The sequence below is a fragment of the Streptodolium elevatio genome (assembly GCF_040649515.1).
In the GTDB taxonomy this organism is placed as follows: Bacteria; Actinomycetota; Actinomycetes; order Streptomycetales; family Streptomycetaceae; genus Yinghuangia; species Yinghuangia elevatio.
This window is the reverse complement of the sequence record NZ_JBEZFP010000074.1, coordinates 14,055-39,065: the sequence shown is the minus strand read 5'-3', so window position 1 is coordinate 39,065 and position 25,011 is coordinate 14,055. Positions and strand designations below refer to the sequence as shown.

The 25,011-nt window shown below is 71.7% G+C and carries 25 protein-coding genes; 9 read left to right on the top strand and 16 right to left on the bottom strand.

The window, feature by feature from the left end; translation table 11 throughout:
- Positions 1-29: 29 nt before the first annotated feature.
- The 7 genes from AB0C36_RS25800 to AB0C36_RS25770 form a co-directional block, all read right to left on the bottom strand.
- Positions 30-1,463 carry an STM4012 family radical SAM protein gene (locus AB0C36_RS25800; RefSeq protein WP_358358000.1) on the bottom strand — a complete coding sequence of 478 codons (1,434 nt, stop codon included), beginning with the start codon at positions 1,461-1,463 and terminating at the stop codon, positions 30-32.
- A gap of 120 nt (positions 1,464-1,583) precedes the next feature.
- The gene (locus AB0C36_RS25795; protein ID WP_358357998.1) at positions 1,584-2,708 is read right to left on the bottom strand and encodes a Slp family lipoprotein; all 1,125 of its coding nucleotides are present in this window, start codon (positions 2,706-2,708) and stop codon (positions 1,584-1,586) included.
- Entirely contained in the window at positions 2,705-3,220 is a 516-nt protein-coding gene (locus tag AB0C36_RS25790) for a SigE family RNA polymerase sigma factor (protein WP_358357997.1), read from the bottom strand. The genes AB0C36_RS25795 and AB0C36_RS25790 overlap by 4 nt, the downstream gene beginning before the upstream one ends.
- A 147-nt stretch (positions 3,221-3,367) precedes the next feature.
- Positions 3,368-4,486, bottom strand: coding sequence for a hypothetical protein (locus tag AB0C36_RS25785; RefSeq protein ID WP_358357994.1), 1,119 nt, complete (start codon positions 4,484-4,486; stop codon positions 3,368-3,370).
- The gene (locus AB0C36_RS25780; RefSeq protein ID WP_358357992.1) at positions 4,483-4,998 is read right to left on the bottom strand and encodes a SigE family RNA polymerase sigma factor; all 516 of its coding nucleotides are present in this window, start codon (positions 4,996-4,998) and stop codon (positions 4,483-4,485) included. The genes AB0C36_RS25785 and AB0C36_RS25780 overlap by 4 nt, the downstream gene beginning before the upstream one ends.
- Before the next feature lie 144 nt (positions 4,999-5,142).
- Positions 5,143-5,952, bottom strand: coding sequence for an STM4013/SEN3800 family hydrolase (locus AB0C36_RS25775; protein WP_358358017.1), 810 nt, complete (start codon positions 5,950-5,952; stop codon positions 5,143-5,145).
- 164 nt (positions 5,953-6,116) lie between these two features.
- A complete protein-coding gene (locus AB0C36_RS25770) occupies positions 6,117-7,289 on the bottom strand; it encodes an STM4014 family protein (protein WP_358357990.1) in 1,173 nt (390 codons plus the stop codon).
- Between the two features lie 223 nt (positions 7,290-7,512).
- Here AB0C36_RS25770 and AB0C36_RS25765 point away from each other — a divergent pair, with 223 nt between their 5' ends.
- Positions 7,513-8,367 carry an SAM-dependent methyltransferase gene (locus AB0C36_RS25765; RefSeq protein ID WP_358357988.1) on the top strand — a complete coding sequence of 285 codons (855 nt, stop codon included), beginning with the start codon at positions 7,513-7,515 and terminating at the stop codon, positions 8,365-8,367.
- A gap of 61 nt (positions 8,368-8,428) precedes the next feature.
- Here AB0C36_RS25765 and AB0C36_RS25760 read toward each other — a convergent pair whose 3' ends face one another.
- The 3 genes from AB0C36_RS25760 to AB0C36_RS25750 form a co-directional block, all read right to left on the bottom strand.
- Complete coding sequence (locus AB0C36_RS25760; protein ID WP_358357987.1) at positions 8,429-9,394, bottom strand: STM4015 family protein; 966 nt, start codon at positions 9,392-9,394, stop codon at positions 8,429-8,431.
- On the bottom strand, positions 9,391-10,425 hold the full coding sequence (locus AB0C36_RS25755; protein WP_358357984.1) for an STM4015 family protein: 1,035 nt from the start codon (positions 10,423-10,425) through the stop codon (positions 9,391-9,393). Before AB0C36_RS25755 ends, AB0C36_RS25760 begins: the two co-directional genes overlap by 4 nt.
- 70 nt (positions 10,426-10,495) lie before the next feature.
- A complete protein-coding gene (locus tag AB0C36_RS25750) occupies positions 10,496-11,479 on the bottom strand; it encodes an STM4015 family protein (RefSeq protein ID WP_358357982.1) in 984 nt (327 codons plus the stop codon).
- Positions 11,480-11,796: 317 nt separating this feature from the next.
- Between AB0C36_RS25750 and AB0C36_RS25745 the strand changes: the two genes are divergently transcribed.
- The 6 genes from AB0C36_RS25745 (at position 11,797) to AB0C36_RS25720 (ending at position 18,595) form a co-directional block, all read left to right on the top strand.
- Positions 11,797-12,624, top strand: coding sequence for an NUDIX hydrolase (locus AB0C36_RS25745; RefSeq protein WP_358357981.1), 828 nt, complete (start codon positions 11,797-11,799; stop codon positions 12,622-12,624).
- A complete protein-coding gene (locus tag AB0C36_RS25740; RefSeq protein WP_358357979.1) occupies positions 12,621-13,769 on the top strand; it encodes a serine/threonine-protein kinase in 1,149 nt (382 codons plus the stop codon). The genes AB0C36_RS25745 and AB0C36_RS25740 overlap by 4 nt, the downstream gene beginning before the upstream one ends.
- Positions 13,770-13,906: 137 nt before the next feature.
- Positions 13,907-14,905 carry a hypothetical protein gene (locus tag AB0C36_RS25735; protein WP_358357976.1) on the top strand — a complete coding sequence of 333 codons (999 nt, stop codon included), beginning with the start codon at positions 13,907-13,909 and terminating at the stop codon, positions 14,903-14,905.
- Positions 14,906-15,002: 97 nt separating this feature from the next.
- Positions 15,003-16,397 carry an adenylosuccinate synthetase gene (locus AB0C36_RS25730; RefSeq protein WP_358357973.1) on the top strand — a complete coding sequence of 465 codons (1,395 nt, stop codon included), beginning with the start codon at positions 15,003-15,005 and terminating at the stop codon, positions 16,395-16,397.
- 416 nt (positions 16,398-16,813) lie between these two features.
- Positions 16,814-17,575 carry an electron transfer flavoprotein subunit beta/FixA family protein gene (locus AB0C36_RS25725; protein ID WP_358358016.1) on the top strand — a complete coding sequence of 254 codons (762 nt, stop codon included), beginning with the start codon at positions 16,814-16,816 and terminating at the stop codon, positions 17,573-17,575.
- A 60-nt stretch (positions 17,576-17,635) separates the two neighbouring features.
- The gene (locus tag AB0C36_RS25720; RefSeq protein ID WP_358357971.1) at positions 17,636-18,595 is read left to right on the top strand and encodes an electron transfer flavoprotein subunit alpha/FixB family protein; all 960 of its coding nucleotides are present in this window, start codon (positions 17,636-17,638) and stop codon (positions 18,593-18,595) included.
- A gap of 668 nt (positions 18,596-19,263) precedes the next feature.
- Here the strand turns inward: AB0C36_RS25720 and AB0C36_RS25715 are convergent.
- Together AB0C36_RS25715 and AB0C36_RS25710 are read right to left on the bottom strand one after the other, a co-directional pair.
- Positions 19,264-20,097: an alpha/beta fold hydrolase gene (locus tag AB0C36_RS25715; protein WP_358357970.1), complete on the bottom strand. Its 834-nt coding sequence runs from the start codon at positions 20,095-20,097 to the stop codon at positions 19,264-19,266.
- Between the two features lie 189 nt (positions 20,098-20,286).
- On the bottom strand, positions 20,287-20,649 hold the full coding sequence (locus tag AB0C36_RS25710) for a hypothetical protein (protein WP_358357968.1): 363 nt from the start codon (positions 20,647-20,649) through the stop codon (positions 20,287-20,289).
- A 262-nt stretch (positions 20,650-20,911) separates the two neighbouring features.
- On the opposite strand from AB0C36_RS25710, the gene AB0C36_RS25705 reads away from it, so the two are divergent.
- Positions 20,912-21,709 carry a VOC family protein gene (locus AB0C36_RS25705; RefSeq protein WP_358357965.1) on the top strand — a complete coding sequence of 266 codons (798 nt, stop codon included), beginning with the start codon at positions 20,912-20,914 and terminating at the stop codon, positions 21,707-21,709.
- Positions 21,710-21,716: 7 nt separating this feature from the next.
- On the opposite strand, the gene AB0C36_RS25700 is transcribed toward AB0C36_RS25705, so the two are convergent.
- Together AB0C36_RS25700 and AB0C36_RS25695 are read right to left on the bottom strand one after the other, a co-directional pair.
- Positions 21,717-22,340 carry a DapH/DapD/GlmU-related protein gene (locus AB0C36_RS25700; RefSeq protein ID WP_358357962.1) on the bottom strand — a complete coding sequence of 208 codons (624 nt, stop codon included), beginning with the start codon at positions 22,338-22,340 and terminating at the stop codon, positions 21,717-21,719.
- Positions 22,341-22,395: 55 nt separating this feature from the next.
- On the bottom strand, positions 22,396-22,806 hold the full coding sequence (locus AB0C36_RS25695) for a MarR family winged helix-turn-helix transcriptional regulator (protein ID WP_358358014.1): 411 nt from the start codon (positions 22,804-22,806) through the stop codon (positions 22,396-22,398).
- Positions 22,807-23,001: 195 nt separating this feature from the next.
- Between AB0C36_RS25695 and AB0C36_RS25690 the strand changes: the two genes are divergently transcribed.
- Complete coding sequence (locus AB0C36_RS25690) at positions 23,002-23,922, top strand: nitroreductase/quinone reductase family protein (RefSeq protein WP_358357959.1); 921 nt, start codon at positions 23,002-23,004, stop codon at positions 23,920-23,922.
- 13 nt (positions 23,923-23,935) lie between these two features.
- Here the strand turns inward: AB0C36_RS25690 and AB0C36_RS25685 are convergent, their stop codons facing one another.
- Both AB0C36_RS25685 and AB0C36_RS25680 read right to left on the bottom strand, forming a co-directional pair.
- Positions 23,936-24,370: a YdeI/OmpD-associated family protein gene (locus AB0C36_RS25685; protein ID WP_358357956.1), complete on the bottom strand. Its 435-nt coding sequence runs from the start codon at positions 24,368-24,370 to the stop codon at positions 23,936-23,938.
- A 171-nt stretch (positions 24,371-24,541) separates the two neighbouring features.
- Positions 24,542-24,955, bottom strand: coding sequence for a VOC family protein (locus tag AB0C36_RS25680; RefSeq protein WP_358357955.1), 414 nt, complete (start codon positions 24,953-24,955; stop codon positions 24,542-24,544).
- Positions 24,956-25,011: the final 56 nt, after the last annotated feature.

Below are 25,011 nucleotides of genomic sequence, written 5' to 3'. Positions count from 1 at the left end.
CCGGACGGGGAACGGCAGCGGGACGGTGGTCACCGGGCGCGGTACCCGTCCATCAGAGCGCCGGTGCGGGCGGAGAACAGGCGCGGGCCGATGGCGTCCGACCAGGCGAGGCCGTCCTCGGTCAGGTGCAGCCGATCGGCGGTGGCGGTCAGCAGACCGGCGTCGGCGAGCGGGGAGAGTTCGTCCGCGAAGTCGTCGCCCGGCCCGGCGCCGGGCTGGGTGCCGAACCGGGCACGGTAGTCGGCGGTGTCGAGGCCTTCGGCCTGGAGGAGAGAGGTCAGGAGGTGCCGGCGGCGCTGCTCGGACGCGTCGAGGCGGTAGCCCACCCGGGCGCGCGCGAAGGCGGCCTGATCGAGCGCCACGTACTCGTCGATGATGGCCCGGACTTCGCCGATGCCCACCGCGTAGTCGAACGAGTAGTGCAGGTCCGAGGTGTAGGAGCGGGCGCCGCAGCCGAGCCCCACCATGCCGTCGCGCTGGCAGCAGTACGCGGTGCCGGTGCTGGCGTCGGTGCCAGGGGCCTTGTCGGCGTCGGCACGGATCGCCGGGACGGCGTCCGCGCGGCGGAACATGCGCATGGACACCTGCTCGTACCCGGCGGCCCGCAGGTGGTCGCGGCCGACGCGGTAGAGCGCCAGGCGGTCGGCGTCCCAGTCGGCGCGTGTCACGGCGCGTCGGCCGAGGCCGGTGAGCGGGCGCACGTACAGCGGGTACAGATACAGCTCTTCGGGCCGCCAGGCGAGCGCGGCGTCGATCGACGCGATCCAACTGGCCCGTGTCTGGCCGTCGATGCCGTAGATCAGGTCGATGTTGAGCTCGGGGATCGCGGCGTCGCGGATCGCCGCGAGTGCGTTCTCGACCTCGGCGCGGCGCTGCGGGCGCCCCGCCGCGCGGGCCTCGGCGTCGTCGAACGACTGCACCCCGATGCTGACACGGGTCGTGCCGTGCGCGGCGAGTACGGCGAGCCGGTCAGGCGTGGCCGTGGCGGGGGACGTCTCGACGGACAGCGGTATTGCGGCGAGATCGGCGCCCATCACGTCGGTGGCAATGGTGAACAGCCGTTCAAGTTCCGGGGCTTCGAGGTACGTGGGGGTCCCGCCGCCGACCGCCCCGACCGCGAACCGGGCGCCGGGCAGGGCCTCGCGTACGGCGAGCGCCTGCCGCTCCAGCGCGTCGAGGTAGCGGGACACCAACTCCTCGGGCGCGCCGGTCCGGGTGAACAAGTTGCAGAACCCGCAGCGCATTTCGCAGAACGGGATGTGGAGGTAGAGGAAGAGGGAGGAGAGGTCCTGGCCCTGCCAGACGTCCCGCAGCGCCGGCTTGGGGGCGAGCGGCCGATAGGCGGTCTTGTGCGGGTACGAGTAGACGTAGCCGGCGTACGGGGACCCGAGCCCGGCGGGTGCCTCCGGCGCCGACGGCACGCGCGTGGGATCGGCAGTGCTGGGGGACCCCAGGGGCGGCATGGACGGGACCTCCGGCGGTGGGGTGACACGTACGGACGCGGACGGCCCCGACCCTACGCGGGAGGCCCGACAGCCCCCGCGCAGGGTCAGGACACGTCCGCGCTCCCGACCCCCGTCGGCTCAGTACCGGAGCGGAACCCACGTGGTGGGGTCGCTACAGTCCCGGAAGTCGATGCCGGCGATGAACGCGTCCACGACCCCGCGCGGGATCTGGCGCGTGTCCCTGACCAAGATGTGTCCGATGCATTTGTCGGTGGTGAACACGACGCTCGACTGGCCTGGTTCCGTGACCACGTGGTTGCCGGACGTGTCCTCGCTGTGCCACGTGTCCGCCTCACCCACACGGGTCGGCGGAATTGCGGTCGGTACGGCGTGTTCGAGGCCCGCTCGCGGCTGGACGAGGACCGTGAAGCCTGTCCGCAGATCGTCCAGGCTGTTGAGCACGGAGTAATCGGGAGACGGGCGCCACTGAGGCGTGGTCACGTCGAACAGCACGTCGCTGAGGCCGCCCCCCAGCCGAGCCAGCCGCATGCGGAGCCCGGTCGGCACCGTACCGAAGTTCATGGGCACGGTGGCTTCACGCGGCGTGATCCGGACGGCCTCGGCCACCCTCCGGAGCGGTTCGGGGACGCTGCCCGGCTTGACGTACAGGAACCAGATACCGCTTGGGTCCTGCCACACGAGGGCGGCTTCCCAGCCCGGATCCCCCGGCTTGCCGCGGCTCGCGAAGAACGCCGGCCGCCCGCGGACCGTGACGATTTGCCCGGTGGCGTAGGGAGCAGGGTCGAAGGTGCCCGGTTGATAGACGAACAGGACTCCGCCGCTATCCCCCTGAGTCGGTTTCGCGGGCCGGATGCTCAGGACCTGCGTGGTGCCGATGAGGCCGTCGAGCATCGCGACATACCCGGCCCCCGGGTCCACCGAAGCGATGAGCGTCACCGGGGTGCCGGCGGCGTAGGGCGCGGCCGGCACCCCCGGCGAAGGCTGCAACTCCGGTGGTATCGCACCCGCCGTCGGTGCGGAAGGGGCCGGACTGGTGCGGTCGGCGCCGTCCCTCATGAAGGGGATGCACGCGACCAGGAGGGCCAGGACGACGGATGTCCCGGTGATCCGGAGGATCCGGTTGCGGCGCCGCTCCGGAGCCGCGGCGAGGACCGAGGGGACCAGGCCCAGCATCTCCGGAGCGTTCTCGTCCGCTTCCGCGGCGAGGATTCGGCGGAGGTCGTCGACATCGAACGTGCTCATGCGCCGCCTCCGTTCTGTGCCACGAGTGCCGGCCGCGGCGCCATGTCGACCCGGAGCGTGGCCAGGGCCCGGGTGGCGTACGCGCGGACGGTCGACGCCCGGCAGCCGAGGACGTGCGCTATCTGGGCGTCCGACAGGTCCTCGTAGTAGCGGAGAACGATGACCGCGCGCTGGCGTGCCGGAAGCGTGCTCAGACGCTGCATCATCGCTGCCCGCTCCGTGTAGGCCGCCTCGGCGGAGGACGCCTGCGCGCAGAGTTCTTCGATGCCTTCGTACGAAACGGTGACCGTTGTGGGCGACTTCCGTCGGCGCATCGTGAGGTACTCGTTGGTCAGCATCGCGCGTACGTAGGCGTCCGGGCGCTCCACTCGCGACACCCGGCGCCACTTCACCAACGTCGGGATGAGCACCTCTTGGGTGAGGTCCCGGGCGAGTTCGCGGTCTCCGCACAACATGTACGCGTAACGCAGCAACGCCGGAGTGCGCGCTGTCGCGAACTCCTCGAACTCCATGCACCCGTCTCCCCCCTGTGCCCTGGCACCGCACGGTGCCTCGTAGAAGGGAATGCGCGGGGAGTGCCGATGTGCTGCGCCGAAGCGCAAATTCGTCCGGGAGCCGGCCACGGGGCCGTCCGCCCGGCGGCGGACGGCCCCGTCGGATCAGCGTTGCAGAGCCACCCAGGTCGAGGGGTCGGTGCAGTCCCCGAAGTCGATGCCGGCGATGAAGGCTTCGATTTCCGCTTTGGGGATCTCCTGCTTGTCCTTCACCCTGATGCTGCCCACGCACTTGTCGGTGGCGATCAGCGTGCCTGACTGGTTGGGGTCGAACGAGACGACCGATTCCTCCGGGTTCTCGGTGTACCACGTGTCGGCCTCGCCGAGCCGGACCGGCACAACGCCTTGCGGTATCGCGTGCTCCATCCCGGGACGCGGCTGCATGATCAGGACGAAGCCGGTCCGCGTGCCGTCTTCGGTGTCGCCGACCTGCGCGTCGGGGGGCGGAGTCGGGAGTCCGCCGGTGGCAAACGTGAGGGCCACCAGGCTGTTTCCGGTGCGGACCGCCTCGAGACGTACCCCGTCGGCCGGTTGGGGCAGCCCCATGGGGACGCGGACCTGCCGCGGGTCGGTCAGACTCAGTGCCTCGGCGCCCAGCAGCGTCGTCTCGCGGCTCTGCTCGTCGAGCGTCGTGTAGACCAGCCATCGGTCGTCGGGAGTCTGCCAGACGAGCCTGGTGGCGAAGTACGTTTCGGGTGGTGTCGTCGAAAGCGGCGACGTGACCGGGGGCAGGGGATACCGCTTGTTGAAGTAGCCCGGCATCCCGTTCACGGTCACCGCCTCGCCGCCTTTGTACGGCTCGGGGTCGAACGAGCCCGCTGCGTACACGGCGACCGCGCCGCCCCCGAACTCCACGGAGGTTCCGCGGATCTCCAGGTATTGCGTGGTGCCGATGACGGACTCCTCGATGACCGCGAAGGGCTTCCCGGGAGTGACCGAGGCGGGCAGTGCGATCGGAGCCGCGGGCGGCACCGTCGGTTGCGTCGACGGAGCCGGTCCGGCCGACCCCTGCTGCGTCGGCGCGTCCCCTCCGTCGAGGAGCAGCGGGACCGTGACCGCCGCGGCCACCACCGCCATCGCAGCGCCTGTTGCCTGGAAGACGGTACGCCTGCGGCGTGCCGGTGCCGCGGCCATGACCGTGGCCAGCATGCCGAGTTCCGGCGGTGCCTCCTCGGCCCTTTCGGCCAGTGTCTGTCGCAGTTGATCGATGTCGTGCGTGGTCATCGGCCCTCTCCGTCTCCTGTTGCGAGCGCGGGTGTCTTGGTCATGTCGACCCGGAGCGTGGCCAGCGCGCGGGTCGCGTACGCACGGACGGTCGAGGCTCCGCAGCCCAGAACGTCCGCTATCTCGGCATCGGAGAGGTCTTCGTAGTAGCGCAGCACGATGACCGCACGCTGCCGGCGCGGCAGCGTGCCGAGGCGCTGCCACAGGTCGGCGCGGTCGGCGTAGGCGTCGTCGGGCCGCACGGCGGGCGCCGCGGGACCGTCGAGCGCGTCGTACGTGAGCGCCACCGTGGCGACCGCCTTCCGGCGGCGCAGGGACAGGAACTCGTTCGTGAGCATGGTGCGCACGTACGCGTCAGGCCGGTCCAGGCGCTCGATCCGCCGCCACTTGACCAGTGCCCGGATCAGCACTTCCTGGGTCATGTCGCGGGCGAGTTCACGGTCGCCGCACAGCATGAAGGCGTACCGCAGTAGCGACGACATACGCGCCGCAGCGAACTCCTCAAATCGCATCCGGACCTCTCCCGTTGTCGGCCCCCTGTGGAGCCTGCGCAACCTGAAACGCATCCGGATGCCTGTGTGCTGCGCGCGAGGGTCAGATTGTTTGCGCGGGAGACGTCGGGAACGTGAGTCCGTCTTGCGGATGCTGACCCTTCGTCACCATTCGCCGGGGTTCAGCATGAACTGCGCGTACGGCACCGTCCACACGACCTCGTGGCCGAGGCGGTGCCCCGTGTAGCCGCCTTCGCCGTACGCCGTCCCGTGGTCCGACGTGACGATCGTGAAGCACGGCCGGCGGCTGCTCATCGCGCGGAAGAGGCGGCCGATGTGGCGGTCGACGTATTCGAGAGCCGCGGCGTGCGTGGCCCGGGTGTCGCCGTCGGCGGCCGTGGCCCCCGGCATGTGGAACCAGTTCGGCTGGTGCAGCGCGGCGACGTTGACCAGCAGGAACAGGCGCTGGTCGGTGTCCAGCGCGCCGACCACGCGCTCCGCGCGGGCGACCTGGGCCTCGAACGAGATCGGGGACGTGACGCCGAGCTCCGGGTCCCAGTGGCTCTCCGCGAACATGCCCGGCAGCACCGAGCCGAGGGCACCCTGCTTGTTGAAGAAGCCGACGCCGCCGATGCACGCCGTGTGGTAGCCGGCGCGGGCCAGGCCGGCGGGCAGGTCGGCCTCCTCGAACACCCACGTGTTCGGTGCCGTCGACTCGCTGCCGCCGAAGCGGGCCGCGAACAGGCGCGGGTGCGGGCCGGGCCCCAGCGGCGTGGGCAGGAAGCCCGCGAGGAACGCGGTGTGCGCCGCGTACGTGAAGCTGCCGGGCGTATGCCGGGCCTCCCAGCGGCCGTCCGGCAGCACGCGCGCCAGGTTGGGCAGTCGGCCTGCCGAAGCGAGCTCGGCGGCGACGTCGTACCGCAGCGTGTCGAGCGTGACGATGAGCAGGTCGTGGTGGCCGACGACCTCGTTCATGTCGGGGTCCGCGGCGAGGCCGGGGCGCGGCGCGGAGGCGGTCGGCGAGCCGGGCCCGGGACCGTGTCCGACGCCGTGCCCGGGGAGGGGGCCGGAGGCGGGGCCGGAGTCTTGGCCGGGGCCTTCCGCGTCGTCGTGGCCGTGGTTCGGCGGGAAGGGGGTCGTCATGTCGGGCACGGAAGTCGGTCCTCGTCTGGTGCAGCCTGTCCCGCCGGACGTTGCGGTCCGTGCGGGCGCCATCCATCCACCAGGGCCCGGACTTGTTCCCCCCACGTGTCCCGTCCCCGATGCAGCACGCCCGGCAGCAGGTCGCCGAACGCGTTGACCTCGCCGACGGCGTGGCGGCGCCGGTCGACCGCGAAGAGGAGATCGACGCCGACGTGCAGCGTACGGGGAAAACACCCGGCCGCGCGGACACACGTCGTCATTGCCTCCCGCCAGGTGCCCTCGCCGACCGCCGCGCGCACCGCGTTGACGTCGGCGCGCGCGTTCCCGAGATGGAGATTGGTCATGGGGGTACGGCTGCCGCGCGCCACGACGTGCGTTGCCCGCCCCGCCACCACAAGCACCCGCAGGTCGACCGCGAGGCCCTCGAGTGTGAGCTTCGGCAGCCACCCCTCCACGTGCACGCCGTCCGCGCACAGGGCGTCGACCAGGTCGGCGACCTCGGCCTCGTCGCGGTACTTGCGGACCCGCAGCGAATTGAACAGCTCGACGCCCGCGGCGGTACGCACGAGCTCGGCGGACGTGGTGGCCTGCACGCGCCCGCCCGCCCCGGTCTCCAGCGCGACGACACCCGACGCCGACGAGCCGTGCAGCGGCTTGACGAAGACGCGCGGCCGCCCGGCGGCGCCCATCAGCTCCCGCAACTCCGCGTACGAACGCACGGGAGCACTCTGCCCGTTCGGGCCGAGACCGGGCGGTACGGGGACACCCGCGTCGGCCAGCCGCGCGTGCGCGCGCGTCTTGTCGAACATGACGGCGATGTCGCCGGGGTCGTTGGCGAGCCAGGCGCCCGGGGACGCGTCGACGGCGGCCCGTACGCGCTCCAACGCCTTCAGAAAGGCCGCATGCCGAACCGACCCGCCCTCCACGCGCTGCGGGTCGGCAGGGCCGCCCAGGAGCGCGTGGACGGCAGGGTCCTCGCCGGGCGAGTCGACGCGTACCGGCCCCGGGTCGAAGGCGAGTTCACCGCCGCGCAGGACGTCCGCCCATGCGACGACCCGCGGCCGCGGCAGCCCGGCGGCCGCGGCCGCGGCCGCAAAGCCGACGATGCGCCGGTGCCCGGGGTTGCCGACCACAGTGATCACCCCGGTCGCCTGCCCGCCCTCGTCCACCTGCTGCCGTCCTCTCACGTGCGTGCCCGCCGCCCATCCTGGTGCACGCCACCGACGGACGACTCACGGCCCGCCGATATCCGAAAGGCCGCCACGCGCGGGCCCGGACCGACGAGTTCCGACGTGGGGGAGCGTCTTCAGTAGCATGGCCGACGAGTTGTCCACCGCAACGCGCGTGCGTGGCGTCGGTCCGAGTGCGTCGCTTTCGAAACGGGGGTAGACCGTGGCAAGTTCCGCATTCGACCGCACTCCGGAGCAGAACGCGCTCATCGAGGGCTGGACCCCGCCCGGAGTCGACGTCTCCCGGGCGCACACGGCCCGCATGTACGACTTCTACCTCGGCGGAAAGACGAACTTCCCGCCCGACCGGGCCGCCGCGGAGCAGGCGCTTGCCGCGTTTCCGCACGTCCGGGTGACCGCCCAGGAGAACCGCGCTTTTCTGCTGCGACTGGTACGCCACCTGGCCGGCCTGGGGATCACGCAGTTCCTCGACATCGGCACCGGTATCCCGATCGAGGGCCGCAACACGCACGACGCGGCGCAGGCGGTCGCCCCCGAGTCGCGGGTCGTGTACGTCGACAACGACCCGATCGTGCTCGCCCACGCGCGCGCTCTGCTGTCCGGCAGCCCGACCGGTGCCACCGCGTACATCGACGCCGACGGGCGCGACCCCGAGTCGATCCTCGGCCACCCGACGCTCACCGCGACGCTCGACCTGGACCGGCCGATCGCCGTACTGATGATGGCCGTCCTGCACTTCGTCCCGGACGAGGACAAGCCGTTCGAGATCCTGACCCGGCTGACCGGCCCACTGGCGTCCGGCAGTTACCTCGGCCTCTCGCACGCCACCCCCGACTACGACCCGGTCGGCTGGAAGGCGATCGAGGAGGCGTACCACCAGTCCGGGATCCCCGGGAAGACCAGGACACGGGCCGAGTTCCAGGCGCTGGTCCCGGACGGCTGGGTGATCACCGAACCGGGCGTCGAGGTCGTGTCGCAGTGGAAGCCCGACCCCGGCACGAAGCAGCCGGACCCGGTCCAGGTGTCCTGCTACGGCGTGCTGGCGCGCAAGCCCTGAGCCGAGTCCGGGCGGCTCGACCGGGTCTCGCCGAACCCCCTGCCGCGCGGTCCTGCGCCGACTACTCGGACACGGCGACGTAGCGGCCGCTACCCCAGTCTCCGCGGCGGAGAGCCTGGGGCATGTCCACCTCGACGCCGGGGAGGGCGGCGAGGAGCCGCTGACGCACCGGCTCGCCGACGAAGTGGTGGTGTGCCGTGAACCGCCGCAGGTGGGTCAACGGCTGTCCGCCGAGCAGTGCCTCGGCGCCCTCGTCGCCCAACGTGCCGTGCGACAGGTCGAGTTCTTCGAGGCGGCCGACGATCGGCGCGCCGCCGAGCGCCTCGGCGATCTCGTCCTGGATCTCGCTGTTCACCAGGCCGAGGTGGCGGAGCGCGGGCAGGTCCGTGCCGTCCAGGATCCTGGCGAGGTCGGCGACGGAGGCGTCCCCGCCGTAGTTCTCGACGCCCAGCCAGATGTCGAGGTGTGTCAGTCGGGGGAAGGCGCTCGCGCCGATGGCGCGGACGACCTCGCGTCCCAGACCGCCGGCCTGCACGTGCAGCTTGCGCAGGTTGGGGTACGTGCGGGTGGGCAGGACCAGCCCCTCGCCGCCGCGCGTGGTCAGTTCCTCCAGGAGCGGGTACGCGTCCAGCAGCGTGGTCATGTCGTACTGCCGGATGTAGGCGGCGTCCGACTCCTCGCGGACGATGTCGCCGACGAAGAGGGCGCGCAGGTTGGGCAGGCGGTCCGCGGCGTCGCGCACGAGCGGTACGGGGTGGGACTCGGTGTCCTCCGAGTAGTGGTCGGCCCAGTCGCCCACGACGAGCGCCGTGACGCGGGAACTGTCCACGGTGCCGAGGAAGTGTTCGAGGAGCTTGCCGAATTCGGCGACCGGGTCGCCGAACTCGTAGCCCTCGACCACGCGGATCCGCCACGCCACCGCACCGGGGTCGGCGACGGCGGGCAACTCGATGTTGTGCCGGTGGTCGACGGTGACGTCCACGACCGGAAGCCCGGCGAAGTCGGCGGCGTGTTCCTCGAAGCTCATTCGGAGACCTCCACGTAGCGGCCGTCGCCCCAACTGCGGGTGTCGGCGGGGGGTGAGATGTCGGAGCTGACGCCGGAGGCGCGCAGTGCGGTGCGAAGCCGGTCCGCCATGGCCTCCCCCAGGAAGTGGTGACGGATCCTCAGTTCCTTGAGGTGGCCCAGCGGTTGGCCGCTCAGCAGGGCCTCCGCGCCGCGGTCGCCCAGGGTGCCCATCGACAGGTCGAGCGTTTCCAGGCGGGCGGTGAGCGGGGCTCCAGCCAGGGCCTCGGCGATCTCGTCCTGGAACTCGCTGTTCATCAGCCCGAGGCGGCGCAGCGCCGGTACGCGTGCCCCGGTCAGCAGTTCGGAGAGGTCGTCCACGCTGGCGTCGCCGCCGTACTCGCCTACGCCGAGCCACAGTTCCAGTTCTTCCAGGGCCGGGAGCTCGCTCAGGCAGACGGCGCGCACGATGCGGGCGGCCAGGCCGCCGCTCTCGATCCGCAGGCGGCGCAGGTGCTCGTGGCGCACCGGTGAGAACGCGGGGGAGTCCACCGGGGCGTTCTCGACGCCGCGAACGCCCAGTTCCGCCAGGAGCGGGAACGCCTCCAGAAGCGGTGTGACGGGGCCGAGGGTGATCCAGGAGATCTCGGACTCCTCCTGCACGATGTCGCCGACGTACAGGTGGCGCAGCGCCGGGAACCGGTGGGCGTCGCGGACCAGCCGCTCGACCATCGGGTTCTCCTCGGACATGTCCTCGTCCCAGCCGCCGATGATCAGGGCGGTGACCTTCGACGTGTCGACGGTGTCCGCGAAGTACTCGTAGATCTCGGTGATTTCGGGGTCTTCGGAGTCCCAGGCGCGCCTGCGCAGCCGCCAGGCGACCGCGTCCGGGGCGTATTCGCCGGGAGCGATGCCGTACGGCGGGTTCGGCTGCCGGGAGTAGGTCTCCGGGGGCTGTTCGCCGGGGACCGCGGAGGGTTCGGACGAGTAGGAGTGGCGCAGGTCGGCGACCGGGAGGCCGCCGAAGTGGTCGAGGTAGCGATGGATGCCCATGCGTGGTCTTCCTGCCGGTGGATGCGCGGGGTGGAGGTGTGCGGTTGCCGTGGCGCCCGGCCGCCCGCCGCTACTCGGCGACCTCGGTGTACCGCCAGGCCTGCCCGTCGCCCCACTCCTCGGCCTCCTCGGGGTCGTCGAGGTTGACGTCGACGCCCGGGAGCGCGGCGAGCAGCCGCCTGCGCATGGCCTCGCCGATGAAGTGGTGGCGCAGGTTGAGGTGCGTCAGGTGGGTGAGCGGCTGGCCGGTGATCAGCGCTTCGGCACCCTCGTCGCCGAGCGTGCCCATCGAGAGGTCGAGCGTGGTCAGCCGGGACACGACGGGGGCGGAGCCGACGGCCGCGGCGATCTCGTCCTGGATCTCGCTGTTCATCAGGCCCAGGCGGGTGAGGGCCGGCAGGCCGTCGCCGCGCAGGATGCCGGCGAGGTCGGCGACGGTCGCGTCACCGCCGTACTCGCTGACGCCGAGCCACAGTTCGAGGCTCGTCAAGGAAGGGAACGCCCCGGCGCCGAACGCGCGGGGGATCGCGGCGGGCAGGCCGCCGGACTGGAACTCGGCGGTACGCAGCGCCGGGTGGCCGACCGCCGGATCGAGGGTGAGCCCGTCGCCGCCCTGCACGACGAGGGTCTCCAGCGCCGGGAACGCGGTCAGGATCGGTGTGATGTCGCTCTGCTGGATCCAGGAGATCTCGTTCTCCTCGGACGAGATGTCGCCGAGGTAGAGGTGGCGCAAGGCCGGTAGCCGGGCGGCCTGTTCGCACAGGAGGCGGACCGCGGTGGCGGAGCTCTCACCGTGTTCGCCCCACGTGCCGATGACGATGGCGGGCACGTCCTCGGTCTTCACCGTCTCGAGGAAGCGGGTGAAGTACTCCTCGTACGTCTCGTGCGCCTGGTAGCCCGGCACCCGCAGTGCCCAGGCGGCGTCGGCGGCCGCCGGGAGCGGGGCCTGCGGTTTGCGCGCCCTGGCGTTGTCCGAGCGGGTCGCCTTCGGATGCGGGATCTCGTGGAGGTGGGCGACGGGCAACCCGGCGAAGTGCGACTCGTACCTGGACATGGGTGGGGCGACTCCTTCGGGGACGGCGGGGCGCGGGTCCCGGGTGTCGGCGCGGGTGCCCGGGCGATGCGCGTGCGGGTCCTGCCTACCAGAGCGCGGTGACGTCGGCACCGCAGGGGGCGCGCGGTGCGGACGGTGCCGGTGATGCGGGGGTGCCGCGGTGCGGGGGGCGCACGATACGGAGGGGCGCGCGGCTCCGAGGGGCGCGCTCCGGGGTGAGGGAAAACCCTGTCGCAGTTGTCGGTTCGGTTGTGTACGTTGTTCTCGACAGCAGAAATTCTCACTTAGAGAACAACTGAACGGACGGGAAACGGGACATGACGACGGTCGGGCAGCCGGACAGCGACAGCGAGCGCGCATGGCTGGCCGCGTACGACCCCAGGGCGTTCGCACCGATCGCCGTGACGGTCGACGTCGTCGCCCTGACCATCCGTCAGCGGGCGGACGGCGGCGGCAAGTCGCTGCACGTGCTCACCATCCGGCGCGGCGCGATGCCGTTCGCCGGGTGCCGGGCGCTGCCGGGCGGATTCGTCCGGGCCGCCGAGGACGAAGACCTCGACGAGGCCGCGGTACGCGAACTCGCCGAGGAGACCGGCCTCGCCGCGCACGGGGGCGGCGAGGCCGGCCCCCTCGAAGCCCTGTCCCGCCTGCACCTGGAGCAGTTGGGCACGTACGGGACTCCCGGACGCGACCCGCGCATGCGCGTCGTGTCCGTCGCGTACCTCGCCTTCGCCCCCGACCTGCCGGACGCGACCGCGGGCGGCGACGCCGCCGCGGCCGCCTGGCTCCCGGTCGACGCGCTCGACCCGGCCGAACTCGCCTTCGACCACGCCCGCATCCTCGCCCACGGCCTGGAGCGCGCCCGGGCGAAGCTCGAATACACCTCCCTCGCAACGGCGTTCGTCGGACCCAAGTTCACGATCACCGAACTGCGCGAGGTGTACGAGGCCGTGTGGGGAGAACCCCTGCACGCCGGCAACTTCCACCGCAAGGTGCTGTCCGTTCCCGGACTCGTCGAGGACACGGACACCACCACCGCCCGCGGCGGCGCCCGCGGCGGCCGACGCGCCCGGCTCTACCGAGCCGGCGGCGCGCGCCTGCTGCACCCGGCGCTGCTGCGTCCGTCACGGGAGGACAACCAGTGACAGGCACGCCAGGCACCACCACTCCGGCGATCCCCGCGACCCTCGAAGAGGCGCTCGACCTGGTCGGTGGGGCGGACGCGCCCGAGGACCTGTTCGGGCCCTACGACGGCACCCCCGAGGCGTGCCTGCGCTCGGGCGGACGCATGTACCGCGTCCTCGCCCGGCTGCTGCACCCCGACACGGTGCCGGAAGGCCGCAAGGCCGCCGCCCAGGCGGTGTTCACCCGGCTCTCCGAGCTGTGGCTGCGCTACCAGCAGACCATCACAGGGGTGACCGGCCGTCAGGTCGTCATCACCACAAGGAAACGCGCGTACTCCGTCGGCGGCGAGCGGGCCCGCGGCGACATCGCCACGCTCTACAAGGTGACGTACGCGGACGCCGACGGCGCGGAGGTGCGCGCGCTGCTCAAGATGCCGCGCTCGGTCTCCGACAACGACCTGATGGAGCGTGAGGCGACCGCGCTGGCCCGCATCGCGCGGGAGGGCGACCGCAAGTACGCCGCCTACGTACCGGGGTTGGTCGAGGCGTTCCGGCACCGCGACGTGGGGTCCGGAAGCGAGCGCCGCGCCAACGTGGTCGAGCGGGTGCGCGGGTTCGTGTCGCTGACCGAGGTGCGGGAGGCGTACCCGGACGGCCTCGACGCCCGCGACGTGGCATGGATGTGGCGGCGGCTGCTGGTCGCGCTCGGCTACGCGCACCGGGCCGGCGTCGTGCACGGCGCGGTCGTGCCCGACCACGTCCTGATCCACCCGCAGAAGCACGGACTCGTACTGGTCGACTGGTGCTACGCGACGCTCCTGGAGCGCGGCCCCGACGAGCGCTACGGGGCCGCCACCGAGCACGTGCCCGCGATGCTCGACCGGTACGCCGACATGTATCCGCCCGAGGTGCCCGGCAAACAGCCGCCGGACCAGTCGACGGACGTGTTCATGGCGACGCAGTGCATGACGTACCTCCTCAACGCGGAGGCGCCCAAGCCGCTGCTGCGCTTCGCGCGCGGCTGCACGCTGCCGGCGCCCGCACGACGGCCGCACGACGCGTGGCAGCTGCTGCGCGAACTCGACGAGCTGCTGGGCCGGTTGTACGGCCCGCGCCGCTTCCGTCCGTTCACGATGCCGGGACGGCGCGGCGGCAAGAGCACGTGACGGACTGACGGCCGGCACCGCGGTCGGCCCGTCCGGGCCGCCGACCGCACGGCCTGCCTTGTCGCGGGCTCGGCAGCCCGCCCGCGGGCGGGCCCCACAACTCTTTCTCCTCACCACCCATCCCCGGGAGGGACACCATGGGAAGCGGAAGCTGGTCCACCAACGTCTACGACGCGGCACAGAGCTACAACGCCAGCGCGGGGCGCAGCGCGTTCGACTACAGCGACCGCGCGCACCGCAGCGTGCCGCGTTCGGCGTGGAAGGCGCACGACGACCTGAACCCGTACGACGTAGGGGTGCGCGAGAGCCGCGACAGCGACGAACACCCCACCTCGCTGGCCATTTCGGTGCTGTTCGACGTCACCGGGTCGATGCGGAGCGTGCCGGTCACGCTCCAGACCAAGCTGCCGGAGCTGTTCGGCCTGCTGCTGCGGAAGGGATACGTCGACCACCCGCAGATCCTGTTCGGCGCGATCGGCGACGCGACGTGCGACCGAGTGCCTTTGCAGGTCGGGCAGTTCGAGTCCGACAACCGCATGGACGACCAGCTGGGGAACATCCTGCTGGAAGGCGGCGGGGGCGGGCAGAAGACCGAATCGTACGAGCTGGCCATGTACTTCATGGCGCGGCACACCGAGATGGACTGCCTCGACAAGCGGGGGAAGAAGGGCTACCTGTTCGTCATCGGCGACGAGATGCCGTACAACCGCGTCAAGCGCCGCGAGGTGGAGTCGGTGATCGGCGACAAGCTGCGCGAGGACATCTCGGTCGAGGCGATGGTGGCCGAATTGCAGCGCAAGTTCGAGGTGTACTACATCCTGCCGGCCGGGTCGTCGTACGTCGGCGACACCGAAGTGCTCGGTGCCTGGCGGGGGTTGCTGCGCCAGAACGTCATCGAGCTGGACAACCTCGACGCGGTCTGCGAGACGATCGCGCTCACGATCGGGCTGGCCGAGGACGCGATCGACCTGGACGAGGGCCTCGGGCACCTGAAGGACGTGGGTGCGGACGACGGGCAGGTCGGGTCGGTCTCCAGGGCGCTGGCGTCGTACGCCGAGGGCCGGGGCGGATCGCTCGCGGTCACGCAGACGCTTCCGGGCCTGGACGACGGGACCGAGGGGACCACCCGGCTGTAGAGATGCGGGGCGGTGCGGCGGCGCCGAGGGGCACGGTGTCGACGCGCCGCCCCGCTCTCGGCATCCGCCTCCTCAGTCGATCGTCACAGGAGATCCGGTGCGCAACCTCGACCATGTGATCGTCGTCGACCTCGGCTTCGGCGACGCCGGCAAGGGCACCGTCGTGGACCACCTATGCGTCCGGGCGTCCCGTACGCGCCACCCCGTCCGCGCGGTTGTCCGGTTCAACGGCGGGGCGCAGGCCGCGCACAACGTCGTCGCCGACGACGGGCGGCACCACACCTTCGCCCAGTTCGGCGCCGGCTCCTTCACCCCCGGGGTCGAGACCTTCCTCTCGCGCTTCATGCTCCTCGACCCGCTCGCACTCGCCGCCGAGGCCGACCACCTTGCGGCAATCGGCGTACCGGATCCGCTCGATCGGCTTACCGTCGACCGCGAGGCCCTTCTCATCACCCCCTTCCACGCCGCGGCCAACCGGGCGCGGGAGGCCGCCCGCGGGGACGCCCGTCACGGATCCTGCGGCATGGGGGTCGGCGAGACCGCCGCGTTCGCCCTCGCCCACCCGGCGACGGCCCCCCGCGCGGGCGACACGCGCGAGCCGGGCAAACTGCGCCGCAAGCTCGCCGCCGTACACGACGCCCTCGCCGCCGACCTCGGCAGCCTGTGGCCCGCCACAGACATTCCCTCCCTCGACGACTGCCTGACCGCCTTCCGCGCATTCGGCAGGGCCGTGCGGCTGGTCGACAGATCCCACCTCGACGGGCTGCTCCGTGCGGGGCCGGTCGTGTTCGAGGGCGCCCAAGGCGTGCTGCTCGACGAGTGGCACGGCTTCCACCCCTACACGACCTGGTCCACGACGACCTTCGCCAACGCCGAGGCGCTGCTCGCGGAGGCGACGGGGGACAGCGCGCGGTCGGCGACCCGGCTGGGCGTCGTACGCACCTACACACCCCGCCACGGCCCCGGCCCGCTCGTCACCGAGGACTCCGCCCTCACCGCCGCCCTCCCCGACCCGCACAACGGCACCGGCCGGTGGCAGGGCGCCTTCCGCGTCGGCCACTTCGACGCCGTCGCGCACCGCTACGCCGTGGACGTCTGCGGCGGCGTCGACGCGCTTGCCCTGACGCACGTCGACGCGGCGGGGCGGGTTCCGCTGGGGATCTGCCGGGCGTACCGCGTCGACGGCGTGCGGGTCGACGCTCTCCCGGTGGGCCGTACGCGTGATCTCGACCGCCAATCCGCCCTCACCGCCCGCCTGCTGCGCGCAGTCCCCGACCACCTCCCCGACCCGACCGACCCGACCGACCCTGCCGACCGTCGTGGCTTCTCCGGCACCGCCCGGCCCGCGGATCCGACATTTCATGCCGTGTCGCCCGCCGCGTGGCCGGAGGTCGTCGAAGGCGCGCTGGGAGCCCCGGTGACGTTGCTCTCCTCGGGTCCGAGGAGCGGTGACAAGGCCGATCGAACGGTGTTACTGTCCAGTAACAAGTAAGTCGGCGGACTGTCGGGAGCCCGTCAGGGTGCCGGGAGGAATTGCCATCAATCGCCTAGTCGGCGGGGTGGTGGTCAGGTTCCCTTCCGGGGGCGCGTACTCTCGACTGGAAGTTGACGGACCGTCACATGATGAAAGTGCCGGATCGTTTCACGCGCACGCGCGCGTGAAAGGCTCAGGGGACAGACATCGCAGGACCGAAGGGGCCGGAGCCGTCATGCCTCGCGAGGAGGGCGTACATGCGCACACCTGCGGTGATGCAATGATGCCGGAGTGATCGAACACCCCGGCGGCAAGCGTCGCGAGCAGTCGCGGGTGGGGCCATAGCGGCGTCTTCGGACGGGCATGACACCCTCGGACCGGCACCTGGGTGACCGGACGACCACAGGAGAACTGTTGTGAAAATCGTTGTCTGCGTGAAGTACGTGCCCGACGCCACCGCGGACCGCGGGTTCAATGACGATGGCACCACCGACCGCGAGTCGGTGGACTCCCTCCTCTCCGAACTCGACGAGTACGCGATCGAACAGGCGCTGCAGATCGTCGAGTCGGGCGCCGAGGCGGAGATCACGTACCTCACCGTCGGACCGGACGACGCGAAGGAAGCCCTGCGCAAGGCCCTCGCGATGGGCGGCGACAAGGCGATCCACGTCAACGACGACGACATCCAGGGCACCGACGCCCTCGGCACCTCGCTGATCCTCGCCAAGGCGATCGAGGAGGCCGGGTACGACCTGGTCCTCTGCGGAATGGCCTCCACCGACGCGACCATGGGCGTCGTCCCGGCGATGCTGGCGGAGCGCCTCGGCGTACCGCAGGTCACCTTCCTGGACGAGGTCAAGGTCGAGGGCGGCGTGGTCAAGGGCCGCCGCGAGGGCGACGCCGCGACCGAGCAGGTCGAGGCGAGCCTGCCGGCCGTCGTCTCGGTGACCGACCGCACGGGCGAGGCCCGCTTCCCGTCCTTCAAGGGCATCATGGCGGCCAAGAAGAAGCCGCTGGAGACCAAGGACCTCGACGACCTGGGCATCGACTCCGACGCGGTGGGCCTGTCCGCCGCGTGGTCGACCGTCGACGCCGCCACCGCGCGTCCGCCGCGCAGCAAGGGCGAGGTCGTGACGGACGAGGGTGAGGGCGGCGTGCAGGTCGCCGCGTTCCTCGCCGCGAAGAAGTTCATCTGAGTCGGGCAGCACCGGACCTATTTCTGATCTTCCGGGCTACACCGGACAAGGAGAGATTCAGTGGGTGAGATCCTCGTTCTCGTCGACCACGTCGACGGAGCCGTACGCAAGCCGACCCTGGAACTGCTGACCCTGGCCCGCCGCATCGGCGAGCCGTCGGCCGTGTTCCTGGGCAAGGGCGCCGACGCCGCGACCGAGACCCTGGGCCGCTTCGGCGCCCAGAAGGTGTACGTCGTGGACGCCGCCGAGGTCGACGACTACCTCGTCGTCCCCAAGGCCGAAGCGCTCGCGCAGATCGCGCAGAGCAGCGGTGCCGCCGCCATCCTCGTGCCGTCGTCGAACGACGGCCGCGAGATCGGCGCGCGCGTCGCGGTGCGTCTGGAGTCCGGCATCATCACCGACGCGGTCGACGTCACCGCGGGTGAGAACGGCCCGGAGACCGAGCAGTCGGTGTTCGCCGCGACGTACCAGGTCCGCGCGCACGTCACCAAGGGCACGCCGATCATCACGGTCAAGCCGAACGCCGCCACCCCGGAGGAGGCCCCGGCCACGCCGACGGTCGAGTCCGTCTCGGTGACCTTCTCGGCCGCCGCCACCGGCACCAAGATCGTCTCGCGCGCGCCGCGCGAGAAGTCGGACCGCCCCGAGCTGACCGAGGCCGACATCGTCGTCTCCGGCGGCCGCGGCGTGAACGGCGCCGAGAACTTCGTCGTCATCGAGCGGGTTGCGGACGCCCTCGGTGCCGCGGTCGGCGCCTCGCGTGCCGCGGTCGACGCCGGCTGGTACCCGCACAGCCACCAGGTCGGCCAGACCGGTACGCAGGTCTCGCCGCAGCTCTACATCGCGGTCGGCATCTCCGGCGCGATCCAGCACCGCGCGGGCATGCAGACCTCGAAGACCATCGTCGCGATCAACAAGGACGAGGACGCCCCGATCTTCGACCTGGTCGACTACGGCGTCGTCGGCGACCTGTTCAAGGTCATGCCGCAGCTCGAGGAAGAGATCAACAAGCGCAAGTAGTCCCCGCGCCCGGATCTCCGGCTTGTGATTCGGCCCCCGGCCTACCCGTGACCCCATGGGAAGGCCGGGGGCCGAACGCGTCCCGGCCGCGGCCGAGCGGGTGAACGCGTCGCGGAACACCGCCTGCCGCGGCGGCACTTCGCGGGACAGGCCGCCGCACACCGACGTCACATCGGACGACGATTGGCTCCCTCGGACCGGTCGGACCTGTCCGGCCGGGGCGTCCAGCCGCGGCGAACGGGTTCCGGCTGCGCCGCGCGCGCTGGTCCGGCAGATACCCGGCCCGGTCGCGCGAAGCCTCGTCCAGCACGGCGTCGGCCAGGAGACCGTCCGGAGCGGGCAGTTCCCGACCGCCCGACCCGCGGCCCAGAGTCAGGCCGACCGACCGGTAGCCCCCGCCCAGGCTCCGGCGCAGGTATCCGCCCAGGTTGCGGTGCTCTCGGCGGATTCGGACGGGGGAAGCGTACGCGGGACGCCGACGGCCGTGTGCGCAGCTCGCGCGGGTCCCCGGCGCCCGTGGCGATGTGGACATCCAGGGCCCAGCCTCCCGGCGTCGGCCCCCAACGCCCCGGACCGGAAACCCTCGCGCTCGACCGGCGGCCGTACGACGCGATGTGCGACCACCGACAGTTTGCGCGTGTCCCGGGCGGCGGCGCCCAGAGCGAACTTCAACCGCCGTTGAGGTCAGGCGGGAAGCCGGCGGTGAGGTGGGCCGACAACTGCGCGGCTGCGTCCTCCTGAAGGAGGTGGCCCGCTCCCTCGATCCAGTGCAACTCGGCGTGCGGGATGCGCTCGCGCAGCCATTCGGCGTACTTCGGGGGAAGGATGCGGTCCTCGCGTCCCCAGATGATGCGTACTGGGATCGAGATCTCCCCGAGCAGGTCTTCGTACGCGGCGGTGTCCGCCTGTCTGATCTGGCGGTACTGGCGGTAGAACGCGGCCTGCCCGTCGGCGCCCAGCCACGGGGCGAGGAACGCCTCGAGGACTCCCGGCCGGAACCCGGCGTGTGTGGCATGCCGCATGTGGGCGGCGACGAGCGCTTCGTGGGCGTAGTCCGGCAGTTCGCGGAAGACGTCGGCGTGTTCGAGGATGAGCCGGAACAGCCCGCGCTCCCATTCGCCGCCGCTCACCGCGTCGAACAGAGTCAGGTCCCGGTACTCCCGGCCTTCCAGCAGCAGGGTCCGCAGGGCCACCGCGCCGCCGATGTCGTGGGCGACGACGCTGGGACGGGACAGGCCCCAGTGGTCGAGCAGGCCGGCGAAGTTCCTCGCGTGCGCCGCCAAGCCGAGGTCTTGGCCCTCGCGCTGGTCCGACCGGCCGAAGCCGAGATGGTCGAAGACGAAGACTCTGCGGGTATTTGCGAGTGCCGGAGCGATGTCACGCCACAGGAGCGAGGAGTAGGGGGTGCCGTGCACGAGCACCACCGGGTCGCCGCTGCCGAAGGCCGCCCATCGCACCGTCCCCTGGGGCGTGGCGAACTCCTCGTCCAGTGTCCAGATCACCGCTGTCTCCTCGGGCGCGAGAACCTCTCGTCCGCGGCGCGACCGGGGCCTTCGCATAGGCGGGGCCCCGGGCACTGCGTTGTACGGGGACCAGTGCCTCCTTCACCCGCGGACCAACCCTGTGCGTCACCGGGTTGGTGGACCGACCGACTGTGCGTGCGGCAGTTGCGGCCGGGTGCCGGGAGAGGGTTACGCGGGCTCGGCGGTGTAGCGCTTGATGAGCGCGAAGGGGAGGCGGCCGATGGCGACGAGGAGGGCGCCGTACGCCACGAGGACGGCGACCGAGCTGACCGTGAGGTTCTGGCCCTCGATGCCGTCGGTGAGCATGCGGACGAGGGGGAACAGCGGCGCGACGCTCAGTACTGCCGTGCCGGTGCACCAAAAGGCGACGCTCTGGTTCGCGCGCCGGGCGAGGTGGGGAGTGCGGGCGACGTGGTCGGGTACGGGGTACCCGCGGTCGCGGTCGCAGACCAGGCCGCGGTAGCCGGTGGCGGCGGCGATGAGGGTGAGGATCGCGAGCGCGGCGAAGCAGATCGTGGCGGGGAGTATCAAGGCGCTGCCCTTCCGGCTCGCGGGCGGAGGTCCGACGCGCGGCGGCGGGCGGGACTCGCGCGGTGCTCGGATGGTGTCCGTTGCAGCCTAGGTCACCGGCAAAGGTGTTTTAAACGCCTTTTGGGGCAGATGTAACCGGTCTCACGTCCGACCCCCGCCGGCCGCGGATCTGGCCGGAAAGCGGCGATCCGCTGGCGATCACCGGCGTTTGATCGAATAATTGTTCGAATAACGCGGACGGCCGTCTCTCTGGAGGACTCTGATGCTCACCACGCAATACACCCCCGGCTCGCCGATCTGGGTCGACCTCGCGTCCCCCGACGTCGACGCGTCGGCGGCCTTCTACTCCACGGTGTTCGAGTGGGAGTTCGAGTCGCGGGGGGAGGCGGCCGGAAACTACGGCATGTTCCGGCTCGGCGGCCGGATAGCCGCGGCGGCGGGTCCGTGCCGGGGTGCCGACGACACGGCGGCGTGGACGCTGTACTTCCACACCACCGACGTGGAGGCGCTGACCAAGGCCGTCGAGCAGGCCGGCGGCACCGTCCTCCACCCGCCGTCGGACATGCCGGGCGCGGGCCGCACGGCCCACTACGCCGACCGCGCGGGTGCGCGCTTCGCGGCCTGGCAGCCGGGCGACACCAAAGGGCTGGAGGTCGTCGACTCGGCTGGGTCGCTGGCCTGGACCGAGTTGCTGACGGCTGACACCGCGGCCGCGACGGAGTTCTACGGGGCCGTGTTCGCCTGGCAGTTCGGCACCGCTCCGGTGCCCGGCATCGACTACACGGTGATCACGCCCGCCGCGCGGACGGGCGGGGACGGCGAGTCCGGCGGCATCGTCGCGCTGCCGCCGGGCGTGCCGGGCAGCGACGCCGCGCCGCAGTGGTACCCGTACTTCGAGGTCGCCGACTGCGACACGGCCGTCGAACGCGCGGTCGGCAACGGCGCGTCCGTGATCGTGGCCGCCGACGATCTGCCGGGCGTGGGGCGCATGGCGATGCTCGCCGACCCCTTCGGCGCACGCTTCGACGTCATCAAGAGCGCGCTGCCGGACGGTATGTGACGCGGAGTCAGTCCTTGGCGTGCGTCTCGCGGTAGGTGTGCAGCGGTACGGCGACCGACGGGTCGGTGCTGACCCGGCGGCGGTCGGGCTCGACTTCGGTGCGGGCCTCGGCCGGGCGCAGGCTCGCGAGGGAGCGTACGGCCAGGTCCTGGTAGACGCGCGTGCCGTTGGCCTTCCAGGCGAGTTCCGTCTCGCTCAGCTCGCGCGTCACGACGCCGGGAGTGCCGGCGACGAGGTGCTTCTCGGGGACGACCGTCCCGGCCTTGACGAATGTGTTGGCCGCGACGAACGCGTAGTCGCCCAGGCGTACTCCGTCCATCACCACCGCGTTCATCCCGACGAGGACGCCGCGGCCCACATGGCAGCCGTGCAGGATTGCGCCGTGGCCGACGTGCCCGTCCTCCTCGATGGTGGTGTCGGTGCCGGGGAAGCAGTGCACGACGCACCCGTCCTGGACGTTGGCGCCGGGACCGACGGTGATGCGGCCGAAGTCCCCGCGCAGGCTGGCCAGCGGGCCGATGTACGCGCGCGGGCCGATGATGACGTCGCCGACCAGTACCGCGTCGGGGTGGACGAACGCGGTCGGGTCGATGACGGGGACCACGGAGTCGATCTCGTACACGCGGGCCATGGCGGCCTCCGTTCCGTACGCGGGGTCGGGCCCGTCCAGTTTTGCTGATGGGTCGTCAGGTCGCGTCTTCGGGGTCCGACAGTGCCCGCTCGTACGCCGCGAGCGTGCTCGTGAACAGTGCCCGCTCGGCGTCGGTCAGCGGTGCCAGCGCGGTACGCCAGGCCCTCGCGCTCTGCCCGAGCCAGTCCTCGATCGCCGGGCGCCGGGCTTCGGTGATGCTCACGATCGTGCGGCGGCGGTCGGCCGGATCGGAGGTGCGTTCGAGGATGCCCTTCTTGTCGAGGTCGCCGACCATCAGGCTCACCGTCGCGGGGGCCACTTCCAGGCGCCCCGCCAGCTCGTTGACCGTCATCGGGCCGTCGAAGAGCAGGTACGCGAGCAGCGACAGGTGCCGGGGCGCCAGCGCGGACGAGCGCAGCTCCTCCGGGACCGCGAGGCGTTTCGCCCGGCCGACCATGCGCGGCATCAGCAGCAAAAGCGTCCGGATCGCGTCGTCGACGCCCAGGTTCCCGGGGGCAGCGGGCCCGGCGGCATCGTCCGAGCGCGCGGCCGTGCGGTCGCTTGACACCGGCAGCCCTCCAAAATAGCTTTGCCATCAAAGATGCTTTGCTTGCAAAGCAAAGTCTGTTTCGTCGTGCCGACGATACCGGGAGGGCACCCCATGACCGGGCAGCACACCGAGCCGACCACCCCCGCCGAATGGAACCAGGCCGTCATCCGCGAGTTCCGCGCCAACCGCGGCCGCGTCGGAGGTATGTTCGAGGGCGCCGACCTGCTCCTGCTGACCACGCAGGGGAGGCGCAGCGGCCTTTCCCACACCACGCCGCTCGGCTACCTCCGGGAGGGACACCGCCTCCTCGTCTTCGCCTCCAACGCCGGGCAGGACACCCACCCGTTCTGGTACCACAACCTCCTGGCGTCGCCGCGCGTGACCGTGGAGGTGCCGTACGAAGACGCCTCCGGCATCGAGGAGTTCACCGGCACAGCGGTACTGCTGGAGGGCGAAGAACGGGACCGGCTCTACGCGTTGCAGGGGGAGCGGGTGCCGGCGTACGCCGCCTACCAGGCCGGCACCGAGCGCGTCATCCCCGTCGTGGCACTGCTCCGCCTCGACTTCGCGGGCGATCCGGAACGTGCCCGTGCCGCCGGGCGTCAACTCCTCGCCGCCCACGCCGACTTGCGCGCGGTGATCGCGGCACTGCGGGGCGACGCCGCACTGCCGGCAGGCGCACGGCCGGCCGGCCTGGCGGCCCACTGCCTCGGGTTCTGCGCCGCGCTCGGCACCCACCACGACGGCGAGGGGACCGCCTTCGCCGCGATCGAGGCCGCGTACCCCGAACTCAAGCCGACGCTCGATCAGTTGCGCGAAGAGCACCGCGGCGTCGTGGCCGCCCTCCGCACCGTCGAGTCCCTCGCCCACCGCATCGCCCGCGGCGAGGAAGTCCCCACCCTGCGCGCCGAACTGGACACCCTGGCCGCCGACCTCGACCGGCACTTCGCCTTCGAAGAGGCCGAACTCCTCCCCACCCTCGGCCTCGACCCGTCGGGCCGGTCGGCCGCCTCGGAGCCCCGGCCGAGCTGAGCGGCACCGGGGTTCAGCCCCGCAGGGCGGCGATGGCCTTGTCGATGCGCCGTTGGCGCGTCTCGGGCTTCTTCGCGCTCTCGATGGCGAGCACGTGCTCGCGCTTGCGGCTGTGCGAGAGGTTGTCGTACGCCGCGCGGGCGACAGGGTCGTCGTCCAGCGCCCGGGCGAAGTCCTCGGGCTCGACGACGGTGCGGGGTTCGGTGTCCAGCTCGACCTCGACCTCCACCGGCTCGCCGATCTCGACACCCGCCGCCTGCCGGTTGGCGTTGCTGAGGCCGAGCAGATGGCGGCCGCGCAGGATGGCGACGCGGCTCTTCCAGGTGTGCCCGTTGACCGTGATCGTCACCGGCGGCCGTGCGCCGCCGCCGAGCGCCTGCACCACTTCGGGCGGCACTTCCAGCCCGCGCATGGGCTCGGGCGGTTCGACGTACGTCTGGAACTTCACGGTCTCTCTCCCACTGTTCTGCCCCGTTGTACTGCCGGCCTGCCCCGGATCCGGCCGACCGCTCCGCCTGATTGTCTCCGTTGCGGACGCCCGGGACGGCAGCGGCCCGCCGTGCCGTCCCGGGCGTCCGCGGGTCACAGCCCGGCAGGCCGACAGCCACCGCGTGCGGGACTACTCCGCGTAGAGCTGGTCCGTTCCCTGGGCGCTGAAGCCGAGGCTCCAGATGTACCCGTCCGGGTCGGCGAAGGTGCCGCCGTACCCGCCCCAGGGCAGGGCGCCGGCCGGCTTGAGGACCGTGGCCCCGGCGGCTTCGGCCTCCGCCATGATCTCGTCGACCCGCTTCTCACTGCGGACCACGTACGTGAGCACCAGCCCGCTGAAGCCGGTTCCCTCCGCGCCCGTGCCCACCTGGTCCGCCAGGCCCTCACGCCCGTAGAAGCCGACCGGCGAGGCGCCGTCCGACTCGAAGAACACCGAGACGCCGTAGTTGTCCTTGATCTTCCAGCCGAGCCCCTCGGTGTAGAACTGCTTGGCCCGATCCATGTCCTGGACGCCGAGCAGGATCGAGCTGACGTGCGCCTTCATGCCGTGACTCCTTGTGCTTGGGGGGTCCGCGCGGTGCCTTGGGGGTTCCGCGCGGT

Bases quoted from the DNA above. Each gene is read 5' to 3' on its own strand.
- AB0C36_RS25680 (WP_358357955.1), bottom strand. From the start codon at position 24,955: ATGAAGGCGCACGTCAGCTCGATCCTGCTCGGCGTCCAGGACATGGAT.
- AB0C36_RS25695 (WP_358358014.1), bottom strand. From the start codon at position 22,806: ATGCCGCGCATGGTCGGCCGGGCGAAACGCCTCGCGGTCCCGGAGGAG.
- AB0C36_RS25745 (WP_358357981.1), top strand. From the start codon at position 11,797: ATGACGACGGTCGGGCAGCCGGACAGCGACAGCGAGCGCGCATGGCTG.
- AB0C36_RS25700 (WP_358357962.1), bottom strand. From the start codon at position 22,340: ATGGCCCGCGTGTACGAGATCGACTCCGTGGTCCCCGTCATCGACCCG.
- AB0C36_RS25760 (WP_358357987.1), bottom strand. From the start codon at position 9,394: ATGAGCTTCGAGGAACACGCCGCCGACTTCGCCGGGCTTCCGGTCGTG.
- AB0C36_RS25785 (WP_358357994.1), bottom strand. From the start codon at position 4,486: ATGACCACGCACGACATCGATCAACTGCGACAGACACTGGCCGAAAGG.
- AB0C36_RS25790 (WP_358357997.1), bottom strand. From the start codon at position 3,220: ATGGAGTTCGAGGAGTTCGCGACAGCGCGCACTCCGGCGTTGCTGCGT.
- AB0C36_RS25775 (WP_358358017.1), bottom strand. From the start codon at position 5,952: ATGAACGAGGTCGTCGGCCACCACGACCTGCTCATCGTCACGCTCGAC.
- AB0C36_RS25750 (WP_358357982.1), bottom strand. From the start codon at position 11,479: ATGTCCAGGTACGAGTCGCACTTCGCCGGGTTGCCCGTCGCCCACCTC.
- AB0C36_RS25780 (WP_358357992.1), bottom strand. From the start codon at position 4,998: ATGCGATTTGAGGAGTTCGCTGCGGCGCGTATGTCGTCGCTACTGCGG.
- AB0C36_RS25800 (WP_358358000.1), bottom strand. From the start codon at position 1,463: ATGCCGCCCCTGGGGTCCCCCAGCACTGCCGATCCCACGCGCGTGCCG.
- AB0C36_RS25795 (WP_358357998.1), bottom strand. From the start codon at position 2,708: ATGAGCACGTTCGATGTCGACGACCTCCGCCGAATCCTCGCCGCGGAA.
- AB0C36_RS25755 (WP_358357984.1), bottom strand. From the start codon at position 10,425: ATGGGCATCCATCGCTACCTCGACCACTTCGGCGGCCTCCCGGTCGCC.
- AB0C36_RS25690 (WP_358357959.1), top strand. From the start codon at position 23,002: ATGACCGGGCAGCACACCGAGCCGACCACCCCCGCCGAATGGAACCAG.
- AB0C36_RS25735 (WP_358357976.1), top strand. From the start codon at position 13,907: ATGGGAAGCGGAAGCTGGTCCACCAACGTCTACGACGCGGCACAGAGC.
- AB0C36_RS25705 (WP_358357965.1), top strand. From the start codon at position 20,912: ATGCTCACCACGCAATACACCCCCGGCTCGCCGATCTGGGTCGACCTC.